At 66.6% G+C, this 18,134-nt stretch carries 15 protein-coding genes; 8 read left to right on the top strand and 7 right to left on the bottom strand.

Annotated features, from left to right (window positions below):
- Positions 1-14: 14 nt before the first annotated feature.
- The 5 genes from AC5P57_RS11490 to AC5P57_RS11470 all read right to left on the bottom strand — a co-directional run bounded on the left by AC5P57_RS11490 (position 15) and on the right by AC5P57_RS11470 (position 4,058).
- A complete protein-coding gene (locus AC5P57_RS11490) occupies positions 15-1,214 on the bottom strand; it encodes an ABC transporter permease (protein ID WP_495219581.1) in 1,200 nt (399 codons plus the stop codon).
- Between the two features lies 1 nt (position 1,215).
- The gene (locus AC5P57_RS11485) at positions 1,216-2,511 is read right to left on the bottom strand and encodes an ABC transporter permease (protein ID WP_239503691.1); all 1,296 of its coding nucleotides are present in this window, start codon (positions 2,509-2,511) and stop codon (positions 1,216-1,218) included.
- A 314-nt stretch (positions 2,512-2,825) separates the two neighbouring features.
- Entirely contained in the window at positions 2,826-3,041 is a 216-nt protein-coding gene (locus AC5P57_RS11480; protein ID WP_099551771.1) for a hypothetical protein, read from the bottom strand.
- Positions 3,038-3,691: an RNA polymerase sigma factor gene (locus tag AC5P57_RS11475; RefSeq protein ID WP_262235542.1), complete on the bottom strand. Its 654-nt coding sequence runs from the start codon at positions 3,689-3,691 to the stop codon at positions 3,038-3,040. Before AC5P57_RS11475 ends, AC5P57_RS11480 begins: the two co-directional genes overlap by 4 nt.
- A gap of 37 nt (positions 3,692-3,728) precedes the next feature.
- Positions 3,729-4,058, bottom strand: coding sequence for a hypothetical protein (locus AC5P57_RS11470; protein ID WP_099551773.1), 330 nt, complete (start codon positions 4,056-4,058; stop codon positions 3,729-3,731).
- Between the two features lie 167 nt (positions 4,059-4,225).
- On the opposite strand from AC5P57_RS11470, the gene AC5P57_RS11465 reads away from it, so the two are divergent.
- From AC5P57_RS11465 to AC5P57_RS11430, 8 genes are all read left to right on the top strand, one after another.
- On the top strand, positions 4,226-6,595 hold the full coding sequence (locus tag AC5P57_RS11465) for a S9 family peptidase (protein WP_099551774.1): 2,370 nt from the start codon (positions 4,226-4,228) through the stop codon (positions 6,593-6,595).
- Positions 6,592-7,011 (top strand): NUDIX hydrolase, encoded by a 420-nt coding sequence (locus tag AC5P57_RS11460; RefSeq protein ID WP_099551775.1) that lies wholly within the window; start codon positions 6,592-6,594, stop codon positions 7,009-7,011. The genes AC5P57_RS11465 and AC5P57_RS11460 overlap by 4 nt, the downstream gene beginning before the upstream one ends.
- A gap of 30 nt (positions 7,012-7,041) precedes the next feature.
- Positions 7,042-7,599 carry a hypothetical protein gene (locus AC5P57_RS11455; RefSeq protein ID WP_099551776.1) on the top strand — a complete coding sequence of 186 codons (558 nt, stop codon included), beginning with the start codon at positions 7,042-7,044 and terminating at the stop codon, positions 7,597-7,599.
- 35 nt (positions 7,600-7,634) lie between these two features.
- Entirely contained in the window at positions 7,635-8,756 is a 1,122-nt protein-coding gene (locus AC5P57_RS11450; RefSeq protein WP_099551777.1) for a hypothetical protein, read from the top strand.
- A gap of 37 nt (positions 8,757-8,793) precedes the next feature.
- Complete coding sequence (locus AC5P57_RS11445; protein ID WP_099551778.1) at positions 8,794-10,410, top strand: hypothetical protein; 1,617 nt, start codon at positions 8,794-8,796, stop codon at positions 10,408-10,410.
- A 435-nt stretch (positions 10,411-10,845) separates the two neighbouring features.
- Complete coding sequence (locus AC5P57_RS11440; protein ID WP_143567572.1) at positions 10,846-11,808, top strand: hypothetical protein; 963 nt, start codon at positions 10,846-10,848, stop codon at positions 11,806-11,808.
- A 74-nt stretch (positions 11,809-11,882) separates the two neighbouring features.
- Positions 11,883-12,779 carry an oxygen-dependent coproporphyrinogen oxidase gene (gene hemF / locus AC5P57_RS11435; RefSeq protein ID WP_262235543.1) on the top strand — a complete coding sequence of 299 codons (897 nt, stop codon included), beginning with the start codon at positions 11,883-11,885 and terminating at the stop codon, positions 12,777-12,779.
- 96 nt (positions 12,780-12,875) lie between these two features.
- Complete coding sequence (locus tag AC5P57_RS11430; RefSeq protein ID WP_262235544.1) at positions 12,876-14,396, top strand: hypothetical protein; 1,521 nt, start codon at positions 12,876-12,878, stop codon at positions 14,394-14,396.
- Between the two features lie 57 nt (positions 14,397-14,453).
- Here the strand turns inward: AC5P57_RS11430 and AC5P57_RS11425 are convergent, their stop codons facing one another.
- Positions 14,454-14,933 (bottom strand): DUF421 domain-containing protein, encoded by a 480-nt coding sequence (locus AC5P57_RS11425; RefSeq protein ID WP_099551782.1) that lies wholly within the window; start codon positions 14,931-14,933, stop codon positions 14,454-14,456.
- Positions 14,934-15,261: 328 nt separating this feature from the next.
- Positions 15,262-18,036 carry a DNA polymerase I gene (gene polA, locus AC5P57_RS11420; RefSeq protein ID WP_262235545.1) on the bottom strand — a complete coding sequence of 925 codons (2,775 nt, stop codon included), beginning with the start codon at positions 18,034-18,036 and terminating at the stop codon, positions 15,262-15,264.
- Between the last annotated feature and the right edge of the window lie 98 nt (positions 18,037-18,134).

Genomic DNA, 18,134 nt, shown 5'->3' with positions numbered 1-18,134 from the left:
ACAGGATGAATGGGCTACAGGGGCTTCAGCAAGGTCAAGGGCGGCTCCCTGGCGATTCGCAGGGCCCGGGGTACCAGTGCGGTCAAGCAGGCCGCCATCACCAGCACGACAGCGCTCGATATCGAGAACCACGGTGAACCTGTGATGCCGTCCTGCGGCGACCCTACCCACTGCAACGACAACGCGCCGAGCAGGGTACCCAGCGTGGTGAACACTGAAACCTCGAACATGATTTCGGCAAAGATCACGGATCCGCGAGCACCCAATGTCCGTCGAACCCCAATGGAGTGCCGGCGCTGATCAAGCCATGCACCTACAACTCCGGAAACTCCGGCCATCAGCACACCGAGAACAACGGCCGTCATGACCGCGAGCACGGTCGTAGCGAAGCGATCAGCTTTGACGTAGGCGTCGCGATATCCCGCCAGCGTCTCGACACCGGCTGGATTCACGATCCGATAAGGGCGCTGCAGCGCATCGCCAATGCGATCAAGCGAAGAACGATCAACCTCCGACCTCCACTTCACCAGATAATAGCGACTGGCGCCCATGGGAAGGCCTGGAAGCAGCGCCCACTGCGAGTCCCGCTCATTGCCTCCTGGTGCCGGTCCAGCAACAGACGCAAATACGCCCACGATGACCCGGCTGCTGCCGGGGCCGAAATACAGGTGCCGGCCAACAGCACTCTCCGTTCCGAACAGACGAGCAGCCAGCGCTTCGCTGATCAGCACTACCGGAACACCTTCAGCCATGTCGTCCTCTGTGGCATCCCGTCCCAGGACGATTCCCGCGCCCAACATCGCCAGCAAGCCAGAGCTTGCAGTTGCCACGGGAATGCGATCACATCCAGCTACGTCTGTCGTGCCCGCGTTCATCGAGTACGCCATGGCTGACTCACTGGTGCATACGCCGTATCGATGGGCTCTTCCCCCGAACGGAACAGCGTCGCTCACAACCGTGTCCTGAACACCGGGCAGCCGGATCGCAGACAGGTCTGCCCGCAGCACTGCTGCATCCGCGCCGTCTTCGACATCCGAGACCCTGACCACACCAATCGACCCTGCCTCCCGGATGCTCCCGGTGTTCAATCTGGCGAAGCTGTCCAGCGCGGATTGCAGTGCGAACGCACATGCCAGGCCTGCAAGCGCTGCCTGGACTGCAAGCAGTGCGGCACTTCCCAAGTGTCGTCGGGTCTCCCTCATCGAGTCGAACATTTCAGGCAGCCCCCTTCGCGAAGGCACTCGACAGGGAGCTGACCCTGCAGATTTCAAACGATGGGACCAATGAACAGAGCAACGTCGTGACGACTCCCAGGCCAGCGGCCATCAGCATTGCCCCAGCATGCATCGCCGTTATCGCGCTGGGCAGAACGTCTCCCGCAGCAACCAACCGGATTCCCAGCGTATAGGTGACGACAGCGAGCGCACTGCTTGCGGCTCCTGCCGCGATGGATTCCCACATGAGCTGGATGAACACGTCCCGGCGTCGCGCACCCAGTGCACGTCGTATCGCGAGCTCCCGCCGACGGCGCCCCAGGCTGAAGCTCAGCAGCGCCGCCGCGTTGACGATGCACACACCGAGAAGGATCAGTGACAGCCGAAGCTGCATCCTGGCCCGCTCCGGAACCAATCCCAGCCTGTCCAGCCAATCCATCAACGGCCAGAGTGCCACCTGCTGGGTGCCTGGTTCGATCCGAAGGCCCTTTGCCTGCGCATAGGCATTCAGACTCGCGCGGTAGGCGGCGACATCATCTGCGGTGGGCAGCCACGCCCAAAGTTGAAGCCATGAAACGTTTGCCCCTGCAAGATCCGTGTCCTGGTCCCCCCCCCAGATCGCCGTACCGTCCACAACAGTCAGCTTGTCTGCGATTGCGGTTTCAACCGGCAGGTAGATCTCGTCAGGTTCCACAAACGGCCGGCGTGTGAGATCTCCCTGAAACATCGGCACCGGATGCCAATCCTCCGCGACACCCACAACGGTATAGGTGCGTCTGCCCAGTTCCAACGGATGGCCAACGCAGTCCTGCGCACACTCGCGCTCGGCGAGCGCACGCGACAGGACCACTATCCGACTCGCAGCATGCCCCTCCTCAGCGGTCCATGCCCGCCCTTGAACAACGGCAATGCCAAGGACACTGAAGACTTCAGACGTGGCGAACCTCGCACGCAGCCTTGCGCTGAACTCTCCCGGCCGGGAGAGCGTCACCGCCCCCCCCGCCATTGCTGCCTGCTTCCACGTCCGGCCCTGGTTCAGAAGCACCTTCGCGTCTGGCCAGGTCAGTGCCTGGCCCGGATCCGGCGAACCCCTGCGCAGTGCATCTGGACGCGCGTCAAGGTACGGGCGGAACAATGCCGAGCTCCGGCCTGGCGCGGGATCCGACGATGCCTGGAGAACAATGGAGAGCATCACGGTCGTGATCCCTACCCCTGCACCCAGCATGAGAGCGATTGTCAGATGAGTGCCGATTCGTTGCTTGAATCGGGCAAGCGAAAGCTGGATGTAGTAGAGCATCATCCAACTGCATCCGGCGTTGGCTTACTGTCGCACCTGTCCATGTGATTCTCACTCCATATCCGTGGAAGCTGAGAGTCTCTGATTGTGAAACTCCGCCTCAAGCGGAGACATGGAATTTGCAACTTTCCTCAGGAAGCACACGTAGCTCCTGGGTCCTGGATAGAGCGACCGCCACTGATGACCAGATCGACGTGACGGAATCTGACGGAAAAGGCCAACTACCGACGTGGAGACAACGCCCGATGCCTGGAGATCTGATCGGGAGTTGGAGGAAGAAGCGTCCCAAAGCAGGTGCAGACGTCAATGTTCTCCTAGACCCAGAAGTACCAGACAGCCCCCGCCACCAACGCTCCCAGCAACACCACCTGCACCACCACATAGCCCACGCCACTGTCGCTCGACTCAGCGGTAATGCGCTTCTGCAGCGCCTCGCTCACATCCGGCGTTTCTTCCTGCTGCGCCTGCTCACGCAACGCCTGCACCAGCGCGCGCTTTTCCGCATCGCGAGGGTCGGTCGGTGGGTTCACAGCAGCTCTCCGGCGGTGGCATGCCGCGTCAGTTCCTGCTTCAGGACCTGGCGCGCGCGGTGCAGGTGGCTCTTGATGGTACCGCGTGCCAGCCCGGTCACCTGTTCGATCTCGGCCAGATCGAAATCCTCCAGGTAGTGCAGGCCGACGATCAGGCGCTGCGGTGCACTCAGCCGTTCCAGTGCCGCGCCGAGCTGACGACCGGCCTGCAGCGCCTCGCTCAACTCGGCCGGTCCGGGGCCTTCATCGCCGATCCCCAGTTCCTCCGGCACCTCCACCGCCACCATCCATTGCGCCTCCAACCGCCGCCGGCGCAGGTGCTGCAGTGCAGTGGTGTAGGCGACCCGGGAAACCCAGGTGCGCAGCGAGGATTCAAAACGGAACCGGTGCAGCTGGCGGAACACGGCCAGGAAGGTTTCCTGCAGCAGGTCAGCGACCTGATCGCGGTCGCCCACCATGCGTCCGATCACATGCGCGCAGGTGCGCTGGTGGGTCTCCACCAGCTGCACGAAGGCCGACTGCGAGCCATCGATGATGGCCCGCACCAGGGCCTGGTCCGCGTCCAGCGGTTCGGCGGGGGCTGCCGTCGCCGCTGCATCGTGGCGGCGACGGCCCCGCAGTGCCGACAACGCTTCGCCGAGCAGGCTCATCCGCGGGGCGCCCCCTGTGCCCGTGGCATGTCCTGACTCAGCCCTTGCGTGCGGCAGGACGGGTGAGGTGCCAAGCCAGCAGCTGGCCGAGGCCGGCACTGCCGACCAGCGCGGCAGCGGCACCAAAGGTCAGGTCACGGGCACCGATGGCTTCCAGCAGGGCCATGGCCAAGGCCAGGCAGACCAGGCTGATGCCCCAGCGCAGCGCTCCCTGGCGGCGGCGCTCCTCTTCCAGCACCGCCAGCGAGCGGATCACCTCCTCCGGCACGTGCGGGGCCACCAGCTTGCTGCGCGCGCGGGCATCGGCAATGGCATGGATCGCGTAGGCGATGCAGATGAAGAGGGTGATCGGGATCAGTTCCTGCATGGTCGGGCTCCTGTTCGGTGGATGATGCGGGTTCAGGAGAATGGATGCGTGGCCACGGCAACCGGTTGCAGCATTTTGCCGATTCCGCTGCCATGACCTGTGGCCCCTGCCCCGGGCCCGGACGGCTGCTACCCTTGCCCGGTTTCCCCTTCCGGTGCCGTCCGCCCATGTCCCGAGTGCTGCCCCTGTCCCTCCTGCTGTCGGCCGTGCTGGCCGCACCGGCCGCGCATGCTGCGCCCACGCCGATCACCATCGAACAGGCCATGGCCGACCCGGACTGGATCGGCCCGCCGGTCGAGAAGGCCTGGTGGTCGTGGAACAGCCAGCAGGTGGAGTACCAGCTCAAGCGCAACGGCAGCCCGGTGCGCGATACCTTCCGCCAGCCGGTGGCCGGTGGCGTGGCCGCGCAGGTGGCCGATGACCAGCGCGGCACCCTGGACGTGGCCGAGCCGGTCTACGACCGCAGCCGCAGCCGCAGCGCCTTCGTCCGCAATGGCGATGTGTTCGTGCGCGACCTGCGCAGTGGCGCGCTGACCCAGCTGACCCGCAGCAACGAGCGCGCGGGCAACGTGAACTTCGCCGCCGACAACGGCGTGATCTGGCGCGTCGGCCAGAACTGGTTCCACTGGACCGCCGCCAGCGGCGTGCAGCAGGTGGCCAGCCTCAAGGCCGAGAAGGACCCGCGCACGGCGCCGAAGGCCGACGTGCTGCGCGACCAGCAGCTGCGCACGCTGGAAACCCTGCGCCGCGACCGCGACCAGCGCGAAGCACTGAAGGACCAGGACCAGCGCTGGCGCCAGGCCGACCCGACCCGCGCACCGGGCCCGGTGTACCTGGGCGCCGACGTGGAGATCGCCGACAGCGTGCTGTCGCCCGACCTGACCCACCTGATCGTGGTGACCAAGCCGAAGGACTTCGATGATGGCCGCGGCGGCAAGATGCCGCTGTACGTGACCGAGTCGGGCTACGAGGAAACCGAGGACACCCGCACCCGCGTCGGCCGCAACGGCTTCGAACCGCACACCCTGTGGTACGTGGACGTGCGCACCGGCAAGGCCGAGAAGGTCTCGCTGGCTGGCCTGCCGGGCATCAGCACCGACCCGCTGGCCGAACTGCGCCGCAAGGCCGGCAAGGACGCGCTGAAGGGCGAACGCAGCGTGCAGGTGATGAGCGACTTCATGGGCGGCGGCATCCGCTGGAGCGCCGACGGCCAGCAGGCCGCAGTGATGCTGCGTGCCAACGACAACAAGGACCGCTGGATCATCAGCGTCAACGCCGCCGACGGCCGCGTGCAGAACCGCCATCGCCTGACCGACAACGCCTGGATCAACTGGGGCTTCAACGATTTCGGCTGGATGGCCGATGGCCGCACGCTGTGGCTGCTGTCCGAGGAATCGGGCTTCTCGCACCTGTACACCCAGGCCGGCACTGCCAAGCCGCAGGCGCTGACCAGCGGCAAGTGGGAAACCTCGGCGCCGGTGCCGTCGGCCGATGGCAAGGGCTTCTATTTCCTGTGCAACCAGCAGGCCCCGCATGACTATGAAGTCTGCGCGGTCGATACCGGCAGCCGCCAGGTGCGCGAGCTGACCAGCCTCAACGGCGTGGAAGACTTCTCACTGTCGCCGGACGGCCAGCAGCTGCTGGTGCGCTACTCCGGTGCCTACCTGCCGCCGCAGCTGGCCGTGCTGCCCAGTGCCGGTGGCCAGGCGCGCGTACTGACCGACACCCGCACCGCCGACTACAAGGCACGCCAGTGGATCCAGCCGAAGCTGGTGGCGGTACCGTCCAAGCACGGTGCCGGCGTGGTCTGGGCCAAGTACTACGAGCCGGAAAACAAGGAACCGGGGAAGAAGTACCCGATCGTGATGTTCGTGCACGGCGCCGGCTACCTGCAGAACGTGCACCAGCGCTACCCGGCCTACTTCCGCGAGCAGATGTTCCACAACCTGCTGGTGCAGAAGGGCTACATCGTGCTGGACATGGATTACCGCGGCAGCGAGGGCTACGGCCGCGACTGGCGTACGGCGATCTACCGCAACATGGGCCACCCGGAACTGGAAGACTACAAGGACGGCCTGGACTGGCTGGTCGACACCCAGCAGGGTGACCGCGACCACGCCGGCATCTACGGCGGTTCCTACGGCGGCTTCATGACCTTCATGGCGCTGTTCCGCTCGCCGGGCACGTTCAAGGCCGGCGCCGCGCTGCGCCCGGTGGTCGACTGGCACCAGTACAACCACGGCTACACCAGCAACATCCTCAACACCCCGGACATCGATCCGGAGGCGTACCGCGTGTCCTCGCCGATCGAGTACGCGCAGAACCTGCAGGACAACCTGCTGATCGCCCACGGCATGATGGATGACAACGTGTTCTTCCAGGACTCGGTGAACCTGACCCAGCGCCTGATCGAACTGCACAAGGACAACTGGTCGATCGCACCGTACCCGCTGGAGCGCCACGGCTATGTGCGCGCCGATTCCTGGCTGGACCAGTACAAGCGCATCCTCAAGCTGTTCGAGCAGAACCTGAAGTGAGCAACGCCGCAGCCACGATCCGCATCGTGGCTGCGGTCATCCTGGATGACCGCGGCCGGGCGCTGGTGGTGCGCAAGCACGGCGCCAGCCGCTTCATCCAGCCGGGCGGCAAGCCCGAACCCGGTGAAGCGCCGCTGCAGGCGCTGACCCGCGAACTGGACGAAGAACTCGGTGTGCAGCTGTGCGCCGAAACCGCCATCGCGCTGGGCACGTTCGAGGACTGGGCGGTGAACGAGCCCGGCCATCGCGTGCAGGCACAGGCGTGGTGGGTGCGGGTGGACGGCGCGCCACAGGCGCGTGCCGAGATCGCCGAACTGGCCTGGGTGCCGCTGCAGCCGCCGCACGGCCAGCCCTTGGCACCGTTGAGCGAACACCATATCCTGCCGGCCGTCGCCACACGGGTGACGGCCCGCTGACCGCGCGGGCACCGAATGCAAGGACACCGGATGTCAGTGCCGCTCCCGCCGCCCTCATTGCAGCCCTCGCCCTACCATGCGTGGATTCGACCACTGGTCCAGGCCTCCTTCTGGCTGTCCGCGCTGCTGACCGGCTACTTCGTACTGCAGGGGCTGCTGGTGTGGCCGCTGCACGACGTTCCACTCTGGCAACTGCTGGCCGATGAAGCACAGCATCGGCAGGTGCACAGCCTGACCTGGCTGCTGGCGCACCCGGTGGGTGCCTCGATGATCGCTGCATTGCTCTGCCTGGCCTCGGCCGTGGCCAGCTGGGGCCTGCTGCGCGAGCGCCGCTGGGGCCTGTGGAGCTTTGTGGTGATGCTGCTGTTGAGCGCGCTTGCCAATTTCGCGATCACCTGGTGGCTGGACGTGTTCATGCGCGACGTGATCGTGCTGCTCGCCGACGATCCGGGCATGGAGCAATCGCTGCAGCCGCGGCGCTGGATGATGACCTTCACCCTGCTCGGCACGTCGGTCCTGTTCCTCGGCCTGCAGGGCTGGCTGGCCTGGCGCCTGCTGCGGCCGGACATCCGCTTGCGCTTCCACTGAGCAACATCCATTTTCCGCACGACAAGGACCGTCGCATGCGCTTGCTGAGCCTTCTCCCCGCACTGCTGCTGTTCGCCGCGCTGCCTGTTGCCGCCGGCGCGTTGCACTGCGGCGAATACCGCAGCACCGATGGCGACATGGCGCTGGTGTTCACCACCCCCAGCACCGGCTACCGCCACGACGACGGCAGCGAGCCGCAGCCGCTGTGGGTTGATCGCAGTGCGGCGCAGACGCGCCTGGTCATGCTCGACGATGGCGTGGCGGAGCCGATCCGGATCAGTGCCGATGGCCAGCGCATCGAGGACGAGGGCGTCGTGGTCTACACCCTGCGCCAATCCCGTGCCTGCGCCGTCGAGCCCAGCGCGATGGACGGCAGCTGTCGCGCCGCCGGCAGCCACTGCATTGCGCGGCTGCCCACGGCCTCACCCGGCCACGCCCAGCGCGCGTGCAGCGAAGGCGTCGGCGCGGGCTGCTCTTCACTGCTGCGGCAACTGCGCGATGGCGTAGCTGCGGGCGGAAGCGATGACACCGACGCCGTGCGCTTCGAACGCCCGCCTGTCTGCCGCGAACACACACCCGGGCATGACCTGCAGGCCTGCGAAGCGCTGACTGACGATGCGCTGGGCGCCGCGATGCAGTTGGTGGATGAACGCCTGCAAAGGGAAGACGAAGACACGCTGGAATCGTCGCTTCCGGCCGCTGCACGCAATCATCTGCAGCAGCTGTGCCTGCAGCATCGCAATGGCCGCTTCTGCACCGAAGTGGCCGAACAGCAGTTGATCGCACGGGACCCTGCGTTGGCGGTGCAGGCGCTGCAGGTGGTCTGCGACTCAGGCCGCATCAGTGCCTGCCAACGTACCGCGCCGTTGCAGGCACTCGGTGCTGACCTGCGCCTGGTTCCGGCCCAACAGGTGCCGTGCGGCCGCTACCAGGCCGCCGATGGCGTGATCGACATGCTCGACTTCGGCGATGGCGGCCGGGCCCGCCTGCATGACGGTGCCATCCATCTGCAGCAGAACAGCGAAACCCGTGTGCTGCGCCGGCTCGGCAATGGCGACCTGCTTGGCATGGATGCGCAGACCGGCTATCAGCGTTACCAGCCCGTGCCCGGCACGGCACAATGCACGCCCCCGCGCGAGGGCGATGGTTCGCCGTAGCGCCTGGAGTTTCCCGTTCGATCGTCAAGGAGACGACATGCATTCACCCGCACCGCGCCGCCCCTGGCTGGCCTGGGCGCTGCTGCTGGCCGCGCCGATGGCCGCCGCACAGTCACCGCAATGCGGCCTGTTCAAGGCCGACGAAGGCAGCGGCACGCTGCGCATCAGCTCACCGAACCGCGGCGAGCAGAAGCACTTCGGCAGTGCGCCGTCTCCGGTCGCGTTCCAGCAGATCGACGGAAAGCTGCAACTGGTGAACCTGGAGTACGGCCTGCCCAGCGCACTGCAGGTGCGCGATCGTGGCCGCACGGTCGAGGTGGATGGCACGGTCTACATCTTGCAGGCCCCCGCACAGTGCGCCGCAGCAGCCACGCCGGCTGAAGGCAGCTGCCTGGCCGACGCGGCGGCGTGCCTGGACAACCGTCGTGAAACGAGCCCGGCCGCGCTGGAAGCAGGGTGCCGGGAAGGCGTGCCCGGTATGTGCCTGCAACTGGCTGATCGTTGGCACGAGGAGGCCAAACCCACGGTCGAGGCCGATCCCGCCCTGGCAAAGGCAGCGCTGGACGCCGCTCTGTCCGGCATCAAGCTCCCCGCCGCCTGTGACGACGGTGGCTTCGAACAGGGAACCCCGGCGTGTGCCGCCGCACTCGAGGCCGATCCCGCAGTGCAGGAGCAGCTGGTCAAGGCGGCGATGACGGCAGCCATGACCGAAGCCATGGTGACGATGACGGCGCCGACCGTGCCGGTGATCATTCCGGCTGAGCGGCGGCAACAGCTGTTGCGGCTGTGCCGCGAAGTACCGCACGGCGGCTTCTGCACCCGCGTGGCTGAGCTGTCCTGGGAGGCGGGAGACCCCCAGCAGGCGGTGCAGGCCCTGGCTGCGGCCTGCCCCCCCGGCAATGACACCGCCACCTGCGGCCGCCTTCCGGCGCTGCAGGCGGTGGGTGCATCGCTGCAACCGCTGCCGGCAACGGTCCTGCCCTGCGGCAATTACCGGTCCGACGGCGGCCTGATGGACACGCTGGATTTCGGTGACGCCGGTCTGGTCGGTGTGGGCTGGAGCAGCCATCTTCGCGCGCGCGTCGAAAAAGGCGACATCCGCATCCGCCACGACCGGGACGGCGACTTCGTGCTGCGCCCGCTGCCCGGCGGCCAGTTGCTGGGCCTGGATAACTGGACCCGCTTCCAGGTGTTCGCCCCGACCGGGGAGGGCCCGACCCGGTGCAGTGCACCGAAGCAGTTCAAGGTGCTGCCACTGCCACAGGACTGCCCGCTGGCGCTGGCCAACGAGGACGGAGCCGAAGCCTGCTGCGCGCAGGGCAAGCTGCAGGGCTGCAACATTCTTGGCAACCGTCTCGCGCTGTCCGGAAACTGGATGCAGGCCGTCGAGCACTACACCACGGTCTGCCGTGCCGGCGTCCGCGAAGGGTGCGAGAACCTGGTCACCGCGCAGGGCAACGGTGCCGAAGTGAGCGCACGAGCACTCCTGGAGCAGCTGTGCAAGGCCGACCGCAGCGGCCTGCATGTGGCCTGCGACGTGCTCGGAACCCAGAACTGGGAGCTGATCACACTGGGCGGTGCCCTGCAGAAGGCGGTTGACGGGGCGACCGTGGACGACGCTCCGGCGCCACGCAATTCCAACCGCAAGCGCTGAGCCCGCCAGGGCCTGTCCGCAGCTTCGGGCGGGCCCTGATTGTCGTGATCGACATACCCGGGTCCACTTGCTCCCACCAGCCTGCAAGGGTTTCCGACGGAAATCACTGCTGCGTCCGAGCGGCTCCCTATCATGGATTTCACTGGAACTGGCGGGCGTGCTCAGGTCATCGCCCAATGCGCACTCCAGCATCTCCATTCGTACCGAGAAGGCGAAATGCCGCTAGTTGCTCCGCGCTTGCTTGCCTGGTCGCCCCTGACCGGCGCCCTTCTGCTGTTCCTTTCCTTTCCAACCTTGGCATCCGGGGTCGCGTGCGGCGTCTTCAGTAACGAGTACGGAAGCTCGAAGCTTGTTGTCGAGGCACCGGATAGAGGACATGCAATCTCCCACGATGGAAGTCATTCCCGATTCGCGCTGCAACAATCCGGGGACGACATGATCATCGTCAACCTCAGCACCGGCTATGCCCGCTCCGTGGGTGCAGATCAGAGCGGACAGGCTCTTCACGACGATGGAACGCACTACTCGCTGATCGAACCGTCGCAGTGCTCGGCCGCACTTAGGCATCCCGCAGACAGCTGTCTCGCAGATCCCAAGCGATGCTTGGACATGCGGCATTCCATGGAAACCACCGCTCTTGAGAGTGCATGTGCGGAAGGCGTGCCCTACATGTGCATGGCATTGCCGGAGAAGTACATCGAGCGTCTGATCGATACCGGCACCATTGCTCCGCCGGGGGAACTGGCCACCAGAATGCGGGCGACGCTGGAGAGGCAGCTGGCCGCGATGCCGCTGCCCGCCGAGTGCCTGGATCCCGACAGCACCACCTCAGGGCAAGCGTGTCTGGCTCAGCTCGAGGAAGAACCCGAGCTATTGAGTTCATTCAGGAACGCGATTGTCGCCGCTTCTTTGGGGCTGCATGCAGCCACTGTGGCCACCGCCACCCTTCCAAAGGATCACAGGGAAACGTTGCATGACTTCTGCACGAAGACGCCTGATGGTGCGTTCTGCCACAAAGTTGCCGATCTGCATGCTTCGGCAGGCGACCTTGGACGGGCAACAGAGGCCCTGGAACTGGCATGCACCGGTGGTCGGAGCCTCGACTGCGCATTGCTGAAACCACTCCGGGGACTGGGCCCGGACCTGCAGCCAGCCAAGGGCGTGGAGCTTCCGCAAGGAACGTTCGTCTCGTCGGGCGGGATCATAAGCTTCCTGACCTTCACGGAAGACGGCAGTGTCTCCGCGCCCTTCGGCCAGCTGCAGGCCCGGCTGGAAAATGACCGGATCCATCTCAAGCATGCAAGGGTTGGAGAGCTGATCTTCCAGCCGCTGCTCAACGGAGATCTGCTCGGCATCGGACAGCACGTTGGATTCGACTACTTCAGGGCGACCGAGTAGGAGGGGCTGATGGCCACGTCTCCAAGGGACGGGGCCTTCCGGCGGTGCGTGGCCGTTGCGGTAAAGTACGCGCCATGAACGAATTCGAGCGCGTGCGCGCCTACCTCACCGACCTGCAGGACCGCATCTGTGCGGCGATCGAGGCCGTCGATGGCCATGCCCGCTTCCAGGAAGACCTGTGGCAGCGGGCCGAGGGCGGTGGCGGGCGCACCCGCGTGCTGCGCGATGGTGCAGTGTTCGAGCAGGCCGGTATCGGCTTTTCCGATGTGTCCGGCAGCCGCCTGCCGCCGTCGGCTTCGGCCAACCGCCCGGAACTGGCCGGCGCCTCCTGGCGCGCCACCGGCGTGTCGCTGGTGTTCCACCCGCTCAACCCCTACGTGCCGACCACCCATGCCAACGTGCGCTTCTTCCAGGCACAGCGCGACGGCGAAGTAGTGGCCAGCTGGTTCGGCGGCGGCTTCGACCTGACCCCGTTCTATCCGTTCGACGAGGACGTGCAGCACTGGCACCGGGTTGCGCGCGACCTGTGCATGCCGTTCGGCGAAGAACGCTATGCCGCACACAAGCGCTGGTGCGACGAGTACTTCTTCCTGCGCCACCGCAATGAAACGCGCGGTGTCGGCGGTCTGTTCTTCGACGACCTGCACGGCGACTTCGAGCACGATTTCGATTACCTGCGCGCGGTCGGTGATGGCTTCCTCGATGCCTACCTGCCGATCGTGCAGCAGCGCAAGAACGCCGCCTATGGAGAGCGCGAACGCGAGTTCCAGCTGTACCGTCGCGGCCGCTATGTGGAGTTCAACCTGGTCTATGACCGCGGCACGCTGTTCGGTCTGCAGAGCGGTGGCCGCAGCGAAAGCATCCTCATGAGCCTGCCGCCGCGGGTGCGCTGGGAGTACGGCTTCAGTCCGGAAGCGGGCAGCGCCGAGGCGCGCCTGGCCGACTATCTGGTGCCGCGCGACTGGCTCTGATCTTCCGGCGCCACGCCTGACCCGTGGCACTTTCTCCTGCCTGTGGTGCGCCGCGCGCCGGACAGGCCCTGCCCCACTTCCCTCAAGGATGACCCCATGTCTGCTGCTGTTTCCCTCCGCCCCCGCGCTGCGGGCTGGCGCGCCCTGCTGTTGCTTGCATTGGCCTCGGCCAGCCTGCCGGCCGCCGCGCAGTCGATGGCCTGCGGCACCTACAAGGACAGCAGCGGCAACACCACGCTGACCCTGGAGAGCGACGGCCACGGCTTCCTGTCCGGCCCCTACCAGGCCACCGAGGAGCTGCGCATCGCCCGCCAGGAAGACGTGCTCGGTACCGGCAACCTGTCCACGGGCCAGCTGGAAAACTGGTACTTCTCGGACAACGACCGCACGATCAGCACGCCCTATCGCGAGTTCACCCGTGAGCACGCCGCCGCCTGCAAGACGATGCCGGAGCCCGTCGAGGACGGTTGCGTGATGAACACCTCCGAGTGCCTGGAGGCGCTGCCCGAGGCCGCACCCGTGAAACTGCACGCCTGGTGTGCCGAGGGCGTGGGCGCAGCCTGCATGCGACTGCTGGAGACCTACCAGCAGCAGGCCAAGGACGCAGCCCCGGCGCCTGCACGGGCCGAGCCGCCGAAGCCGGAGATCTGCAAGGAGGATTCCGCGTCCTTCAACGCCGAGGGCTGCCGGGCGATCGCCGAGGTGATCGGCCTGGAGATGATCGGCAAGTCGCTGCTCGGGCTGCAGCATTCGGTCGAGCCTGCGTTGCTGCCCGCGCAGCTCGATGAGCTGGCCGCACTGTGCCGGCAGCAGCACGGCGAGACCTTCTGCGCCGACGTTGCCGAGGTGCTGTGGAGCGGCGGGCGCCTTTCGCAGGCCCACGAAGCGCTGCAGCTGTCGTGCGCGCAGCGCGTGGACGGCGTGGCCTGCGGCCGCGCCCAGGCACTTGCCAGCCTGGCCGCTGCACCGGCCGCTGCACTGGCCCCGGTGCCGGCCACCGCGCTGCCCTGTGGCAGCTTTGAAGCCGAGTACAGCGTGCTCTCGCAGCTGCGCTTCCTCGATGGCGGCCTGGTTGAGGCCGAGGGCCGCGACCAGCGCCTGCGCGCGCGCCTGCAGGACGGCCGCATCTTCATCCGTCGCGATGTCGGCAGCGACTTCGTACTGCAGCCGCTGAAGAACGGAAACCTGGCCAGCGTCGACGGCGGCAACCGCTTTGCCTATTACGAGCGCAAGCCCGCCACAGGCAATGCCACCTGCACGCCGCCGGTGGCCTTCGTGGAGATCCCGCTGCCGCTGGATTGCCCGACCCTGGCCCGCAAGGACGGCGCAAAGGCCTGCTGCACCGATGGCAAGCTGCTGGGCTGCAAGGTCGCCGGCGAAGCGCTGTTCGAGTCCGAAAAATGGGCCGCGTCGCTGCCCTACTTCGAGACGCTGTGCGGCGCGGGCGTGCGCGAAGGGTGCCTGGCATTGGCAGCGGTGTATTCGCACACCGCAGACCCGAAGATCCCGCAGGCCATGGCGGCGATCTGCGCGAAGGATGGCAAGGGCACGCACGTGGCCTGTGATGTGGACGCCACCCGCAACTGGCCGGCACTGAAGGCCGAAGCCACCCCCTGACGCCCGGCACCCATGGAGCCGGGCGCAAGGCAGCCGAGCATGGGCTCGGCTACAGGGTCAGGTGCTCTTCCTGGGGATGATCGTGATGTGCCCGTTGATCTCCAGCAGGGCCAGCTCGACATCCCCCACGCCCAGGCAGCCCTGCTGGCGCATGGCGGCCTCGAAATCAGCACGGGTGACCTGCTCGCGGCGCAGAACGGCATCGAACAGGCGCCCATCCCGCGCGATCACCACGGGTTCTCCTTCCACCAGGCGCTCGATCCGCCGGCTGCGGGTACTCACCCAGCCCACCCCGTAGTTGAGCAGGATCAGGGTCGCCGCCAGCAACAGGCCGCCCCCCAGGGAGGTGTCGGTACCCAGTAGCGCGTTCTGTACCGCGTTGCCCAGCAACACCACCAGCAGCACGTCGAAGGGCGTGATCTGCCCCAGCGGACGTTTTCCGCTGAGCCGGACCATGCCCAGCACCACCACGTAGACCACCACCGCGCGCAGGATGAACTCCCACCACGGCATTGCCAGTGCGAACAGGTCGGGCATTGTCTTCCCCTGCGGAGCGGTGGCCCAGCGTGGCGCAGGCCATGGCGTCTGGCAACGGCACAAATAAAAAGCCCCGCTGACCAGGGGGAGGTCAACGGGGCCGGGGAACGGGCACTTGGGGAGGAGTCCCCGTTCCGAGATCTGCTCCAGGGGATGGGAGAGATCCACAACAGGCGTTGCGCCTGTCGAGAGTTATAGAAGCACTCCGAACACTAACGGTTCGTGAAGGGACCCAATTTAATGAACCTCGCTCAGGGCAACATTCATGATCGAGTCAGAAACCTTTGGCGAATGAACGAATTCACGTCGTTTTCGGCCTGAACCCCCCTCAGTGCGCTTCGTCCCAGTTGTTGCCGATGCCGGTATCGACCACCAGCGGCACCCGCAGTTTGGCCGCTTGCGACATGCGCTCGACCACCTGCAAACGCAACTCCTCGACGAAACTGCTTTCGGTTTCGAACACCAGTTCATCGTGCACCTGCAGGATCATCCGCGCCGGTGCGCCGCTGTCACGCAGCCACCGATCCACGTCCACCATCGCCCGCTTGATGATGTCCGCCGCCGTCCCCTGCATCGGTGCGTTGATCGCGGCACGTTCGGCACCGGCGCGCAGGCCCTGGTTACGTGCATGAATGTCGTTCAGGTACAGGCGGCGGCCGAACAGGGTTTCCACATAGCCCTGGTCGCGGGCCTGCTGGCGCATCCGCTCCATGAAGTCGCGCACGCCCGGGTAGCGGCTGAAGTACAGCGCCACGTAGTCCTGCGCCTGGCCCCGGTCGATGCCCAGGTTGCGGGCCAGGCCGAAGGCGCTCATGCCGTACATCAGGCCGAAGTTGATCGCCTTGGCAGCGCGGCGCTCGTTCGGGGTCACTTCCTCCAGCGTACGCCCGAACACCTCGGCAGCGGTGGCACGGTGCACGTCGGCGCCCTGCTCGAAGGCACGCACCAGGCCCGGGTCCCCGGACAGGTGGGCCATGATCCGCAGCTCGATCTGGGAGTAGTCGGCGGCCAGCAGCTGGAAGCCGTCCGGGGCGATGAACGCGCGGCGGATGCGACGGCCATCCTCGGTGCGGATCGGGATGTTCTGCAGGTTCGGGTCCGACGAGGACAGGCGCCCGGTGGCGGCACCGGACTGGTGGTAGCTGGTATGCACGCGGCCGGTGTCCGGGTTGACCATCTCCGGCAGCTTGTCGGTGTAGGTGCTGCGCAGCTTGGCCAGGCCGCGGTAGTCGAGGATCACCCGCGGCAGCTCGTGCTGGTCGGCAATCGCCTCCAGCGCCTCTTCATTGGTGCTGGGCTGGCCTTTGGGGGTCTTCACCACCGCCGGCAGCTTCAACTCATCGAACAGCACCGCCTGCAGCTGCTTGGGCGAATCCAGGTTGAAGCTGCGCCCGGCCAGTTCGGTGGCCTTCTGCTGCGCGGCCAGCATGCGCGAGGACAGGTCCTGGCTCTGCCGGCGCAGTTCGTCGGTGTCGATCCGCACGCCGTTGGCTTCGATCGTGGTCAGCACCGGCACCAGCGGCATCTCGATGTCGCGGTACACGCTGTCCAGCGCCGGCTCGGCCAGCAGCTGCGGCTGCAGCGCGTGGTGCAGGCGCAGGGTGATGTCGGCGTCCTCGGCCGCATAGCGGCTGGCTTCGTCGATGCCCACCTGCGAGAACGGAATCTGCTTGGCGCCCTTGCCGGCCACGTCCTCGAACTTGATGGTGTTGTAGCCCAGGTAACGCAGGGCCAGTGAATCCATGTCGTGGCGGGTGGCGGTGGAGTTGAGCACGAAGCTCTCAAGCATGGTGTCGTCGTGGTAGCCCTGCACCTCCACGCCATGGCGGCGCAGCACGTGCAGGTCGTACTTGCCGTGCTGGCCCAGCTTCTTCTTCGCTGGGTCCTGCAGCGCCGGGCGCAGTGCATCCAGCACCTGCTGCAGCGGCAGCTGCGCCGGTGCGCCAGGATAGTCGTGGCCAACCGGGATGTAGGCGGCCTTGCCCGGCTCGACCGCCAGGCTGACACCGACCAGGCGCGCGCGCATCGCGTCCAGCGCGTCTGTCTCGGTATCGAAACTGATCAGGTCCGCCTGCTGCAGGTGCTCAACCCAGGCCTGCAGCTGTTCGGTGGTCAACACGGTCTCGTAGTCACCCGGTACCGCCAGCGCCGGATCCAGCGTGCCGGCGGCCGGCGCCTCGGCGCTGCCGCGGGCAAAGCCAGCCGCGGTACCGCGCAGGCTCGGCGTCGCTTCGCTGGCGGCCGTCGGCGCCGGCAGCGGCGCACCCAGCTCCTTCAGCGCCTGGGTGAAGCCGTAGCGCGCATACAGCTCGGTCAGCTCCGGCACGTCCTGCTCGCGCAGGGCCAGCGTGGTCGGGCTGGCATCCAGCTCCACATCGGTGCGGATGGTCACCAGTTCGCGGTTCAGCGGCAGACGCTCCAGCGCCGCGCGCAGGTTCTCGCCGATCTTGCCCTTCATGGTCGGCGCAGCGGCCATCACGCCGTCCAGGTGCTGGTACTCGGCCAGCCACTTGGCGGCGGTCTTCGGCCCGCACTTCTCCACGCCCGGCACGTTGTCGACGGTGTCGCCCATCAGCGCCAGCAGGTCGATGATCTGGTCGGCGCGCACGCCGAACTTCTCCATCACCGCGGCGTCCGAATCCATGCGGCTGCCAGTCATGGTGTTGACCAGCTCGATGCCCGGGCGCACCAGCTGGGCGAAGTCCTTGTCGCCGGTGGAAATGGTCACCTTCAGGTCCTGCGCCACGCCCTGCAGGGCCAGCGTGCCGATCACATCGTCGGCTTCCACGCCGGGAATGCGCAGGATGCTGATGCCCAGTGCTTCGACGATGCGGCACATCGGCTCGACCTGGCTGCGCAGTTCATCGGGCATCGGCGGGCGGTTGGCCTTGTACTGGTCGTACAGGTCATCGCGGAAGGTCTTGCCTGGCGCATCGACCACGAACGCCACGTAGGCCGGGCGCTCCTTCAGTGTCGAGCGCAGCATGTTGACCACGCCGAACAGCGCGCCGGTGGGTTCGCCCTGTGCATTGGACAGGGGCGGCAGCGCGTGGAACGCGCGGTACAGGTAACTGGACCCGTCGATCAGGACTAATCTGCTCATGGGTCGATTCTACGCGCCCGTGCCTGCACCGCGGCGACACGGCAGGTGCCCGGCGATGGGGCATAATCAAGGCTCATTCCAGGCAAAGGCCCCCGCCG

It is taken from the genome of Stenotrophomonas sp. YJH_SMC_79, from assembly GCF_059367995.1.
The sequence above is the reverse complement of the archived record's forward strand: the minus strand, read 5'-3'. Positions and strand labels throughout refer to the sequence as shown.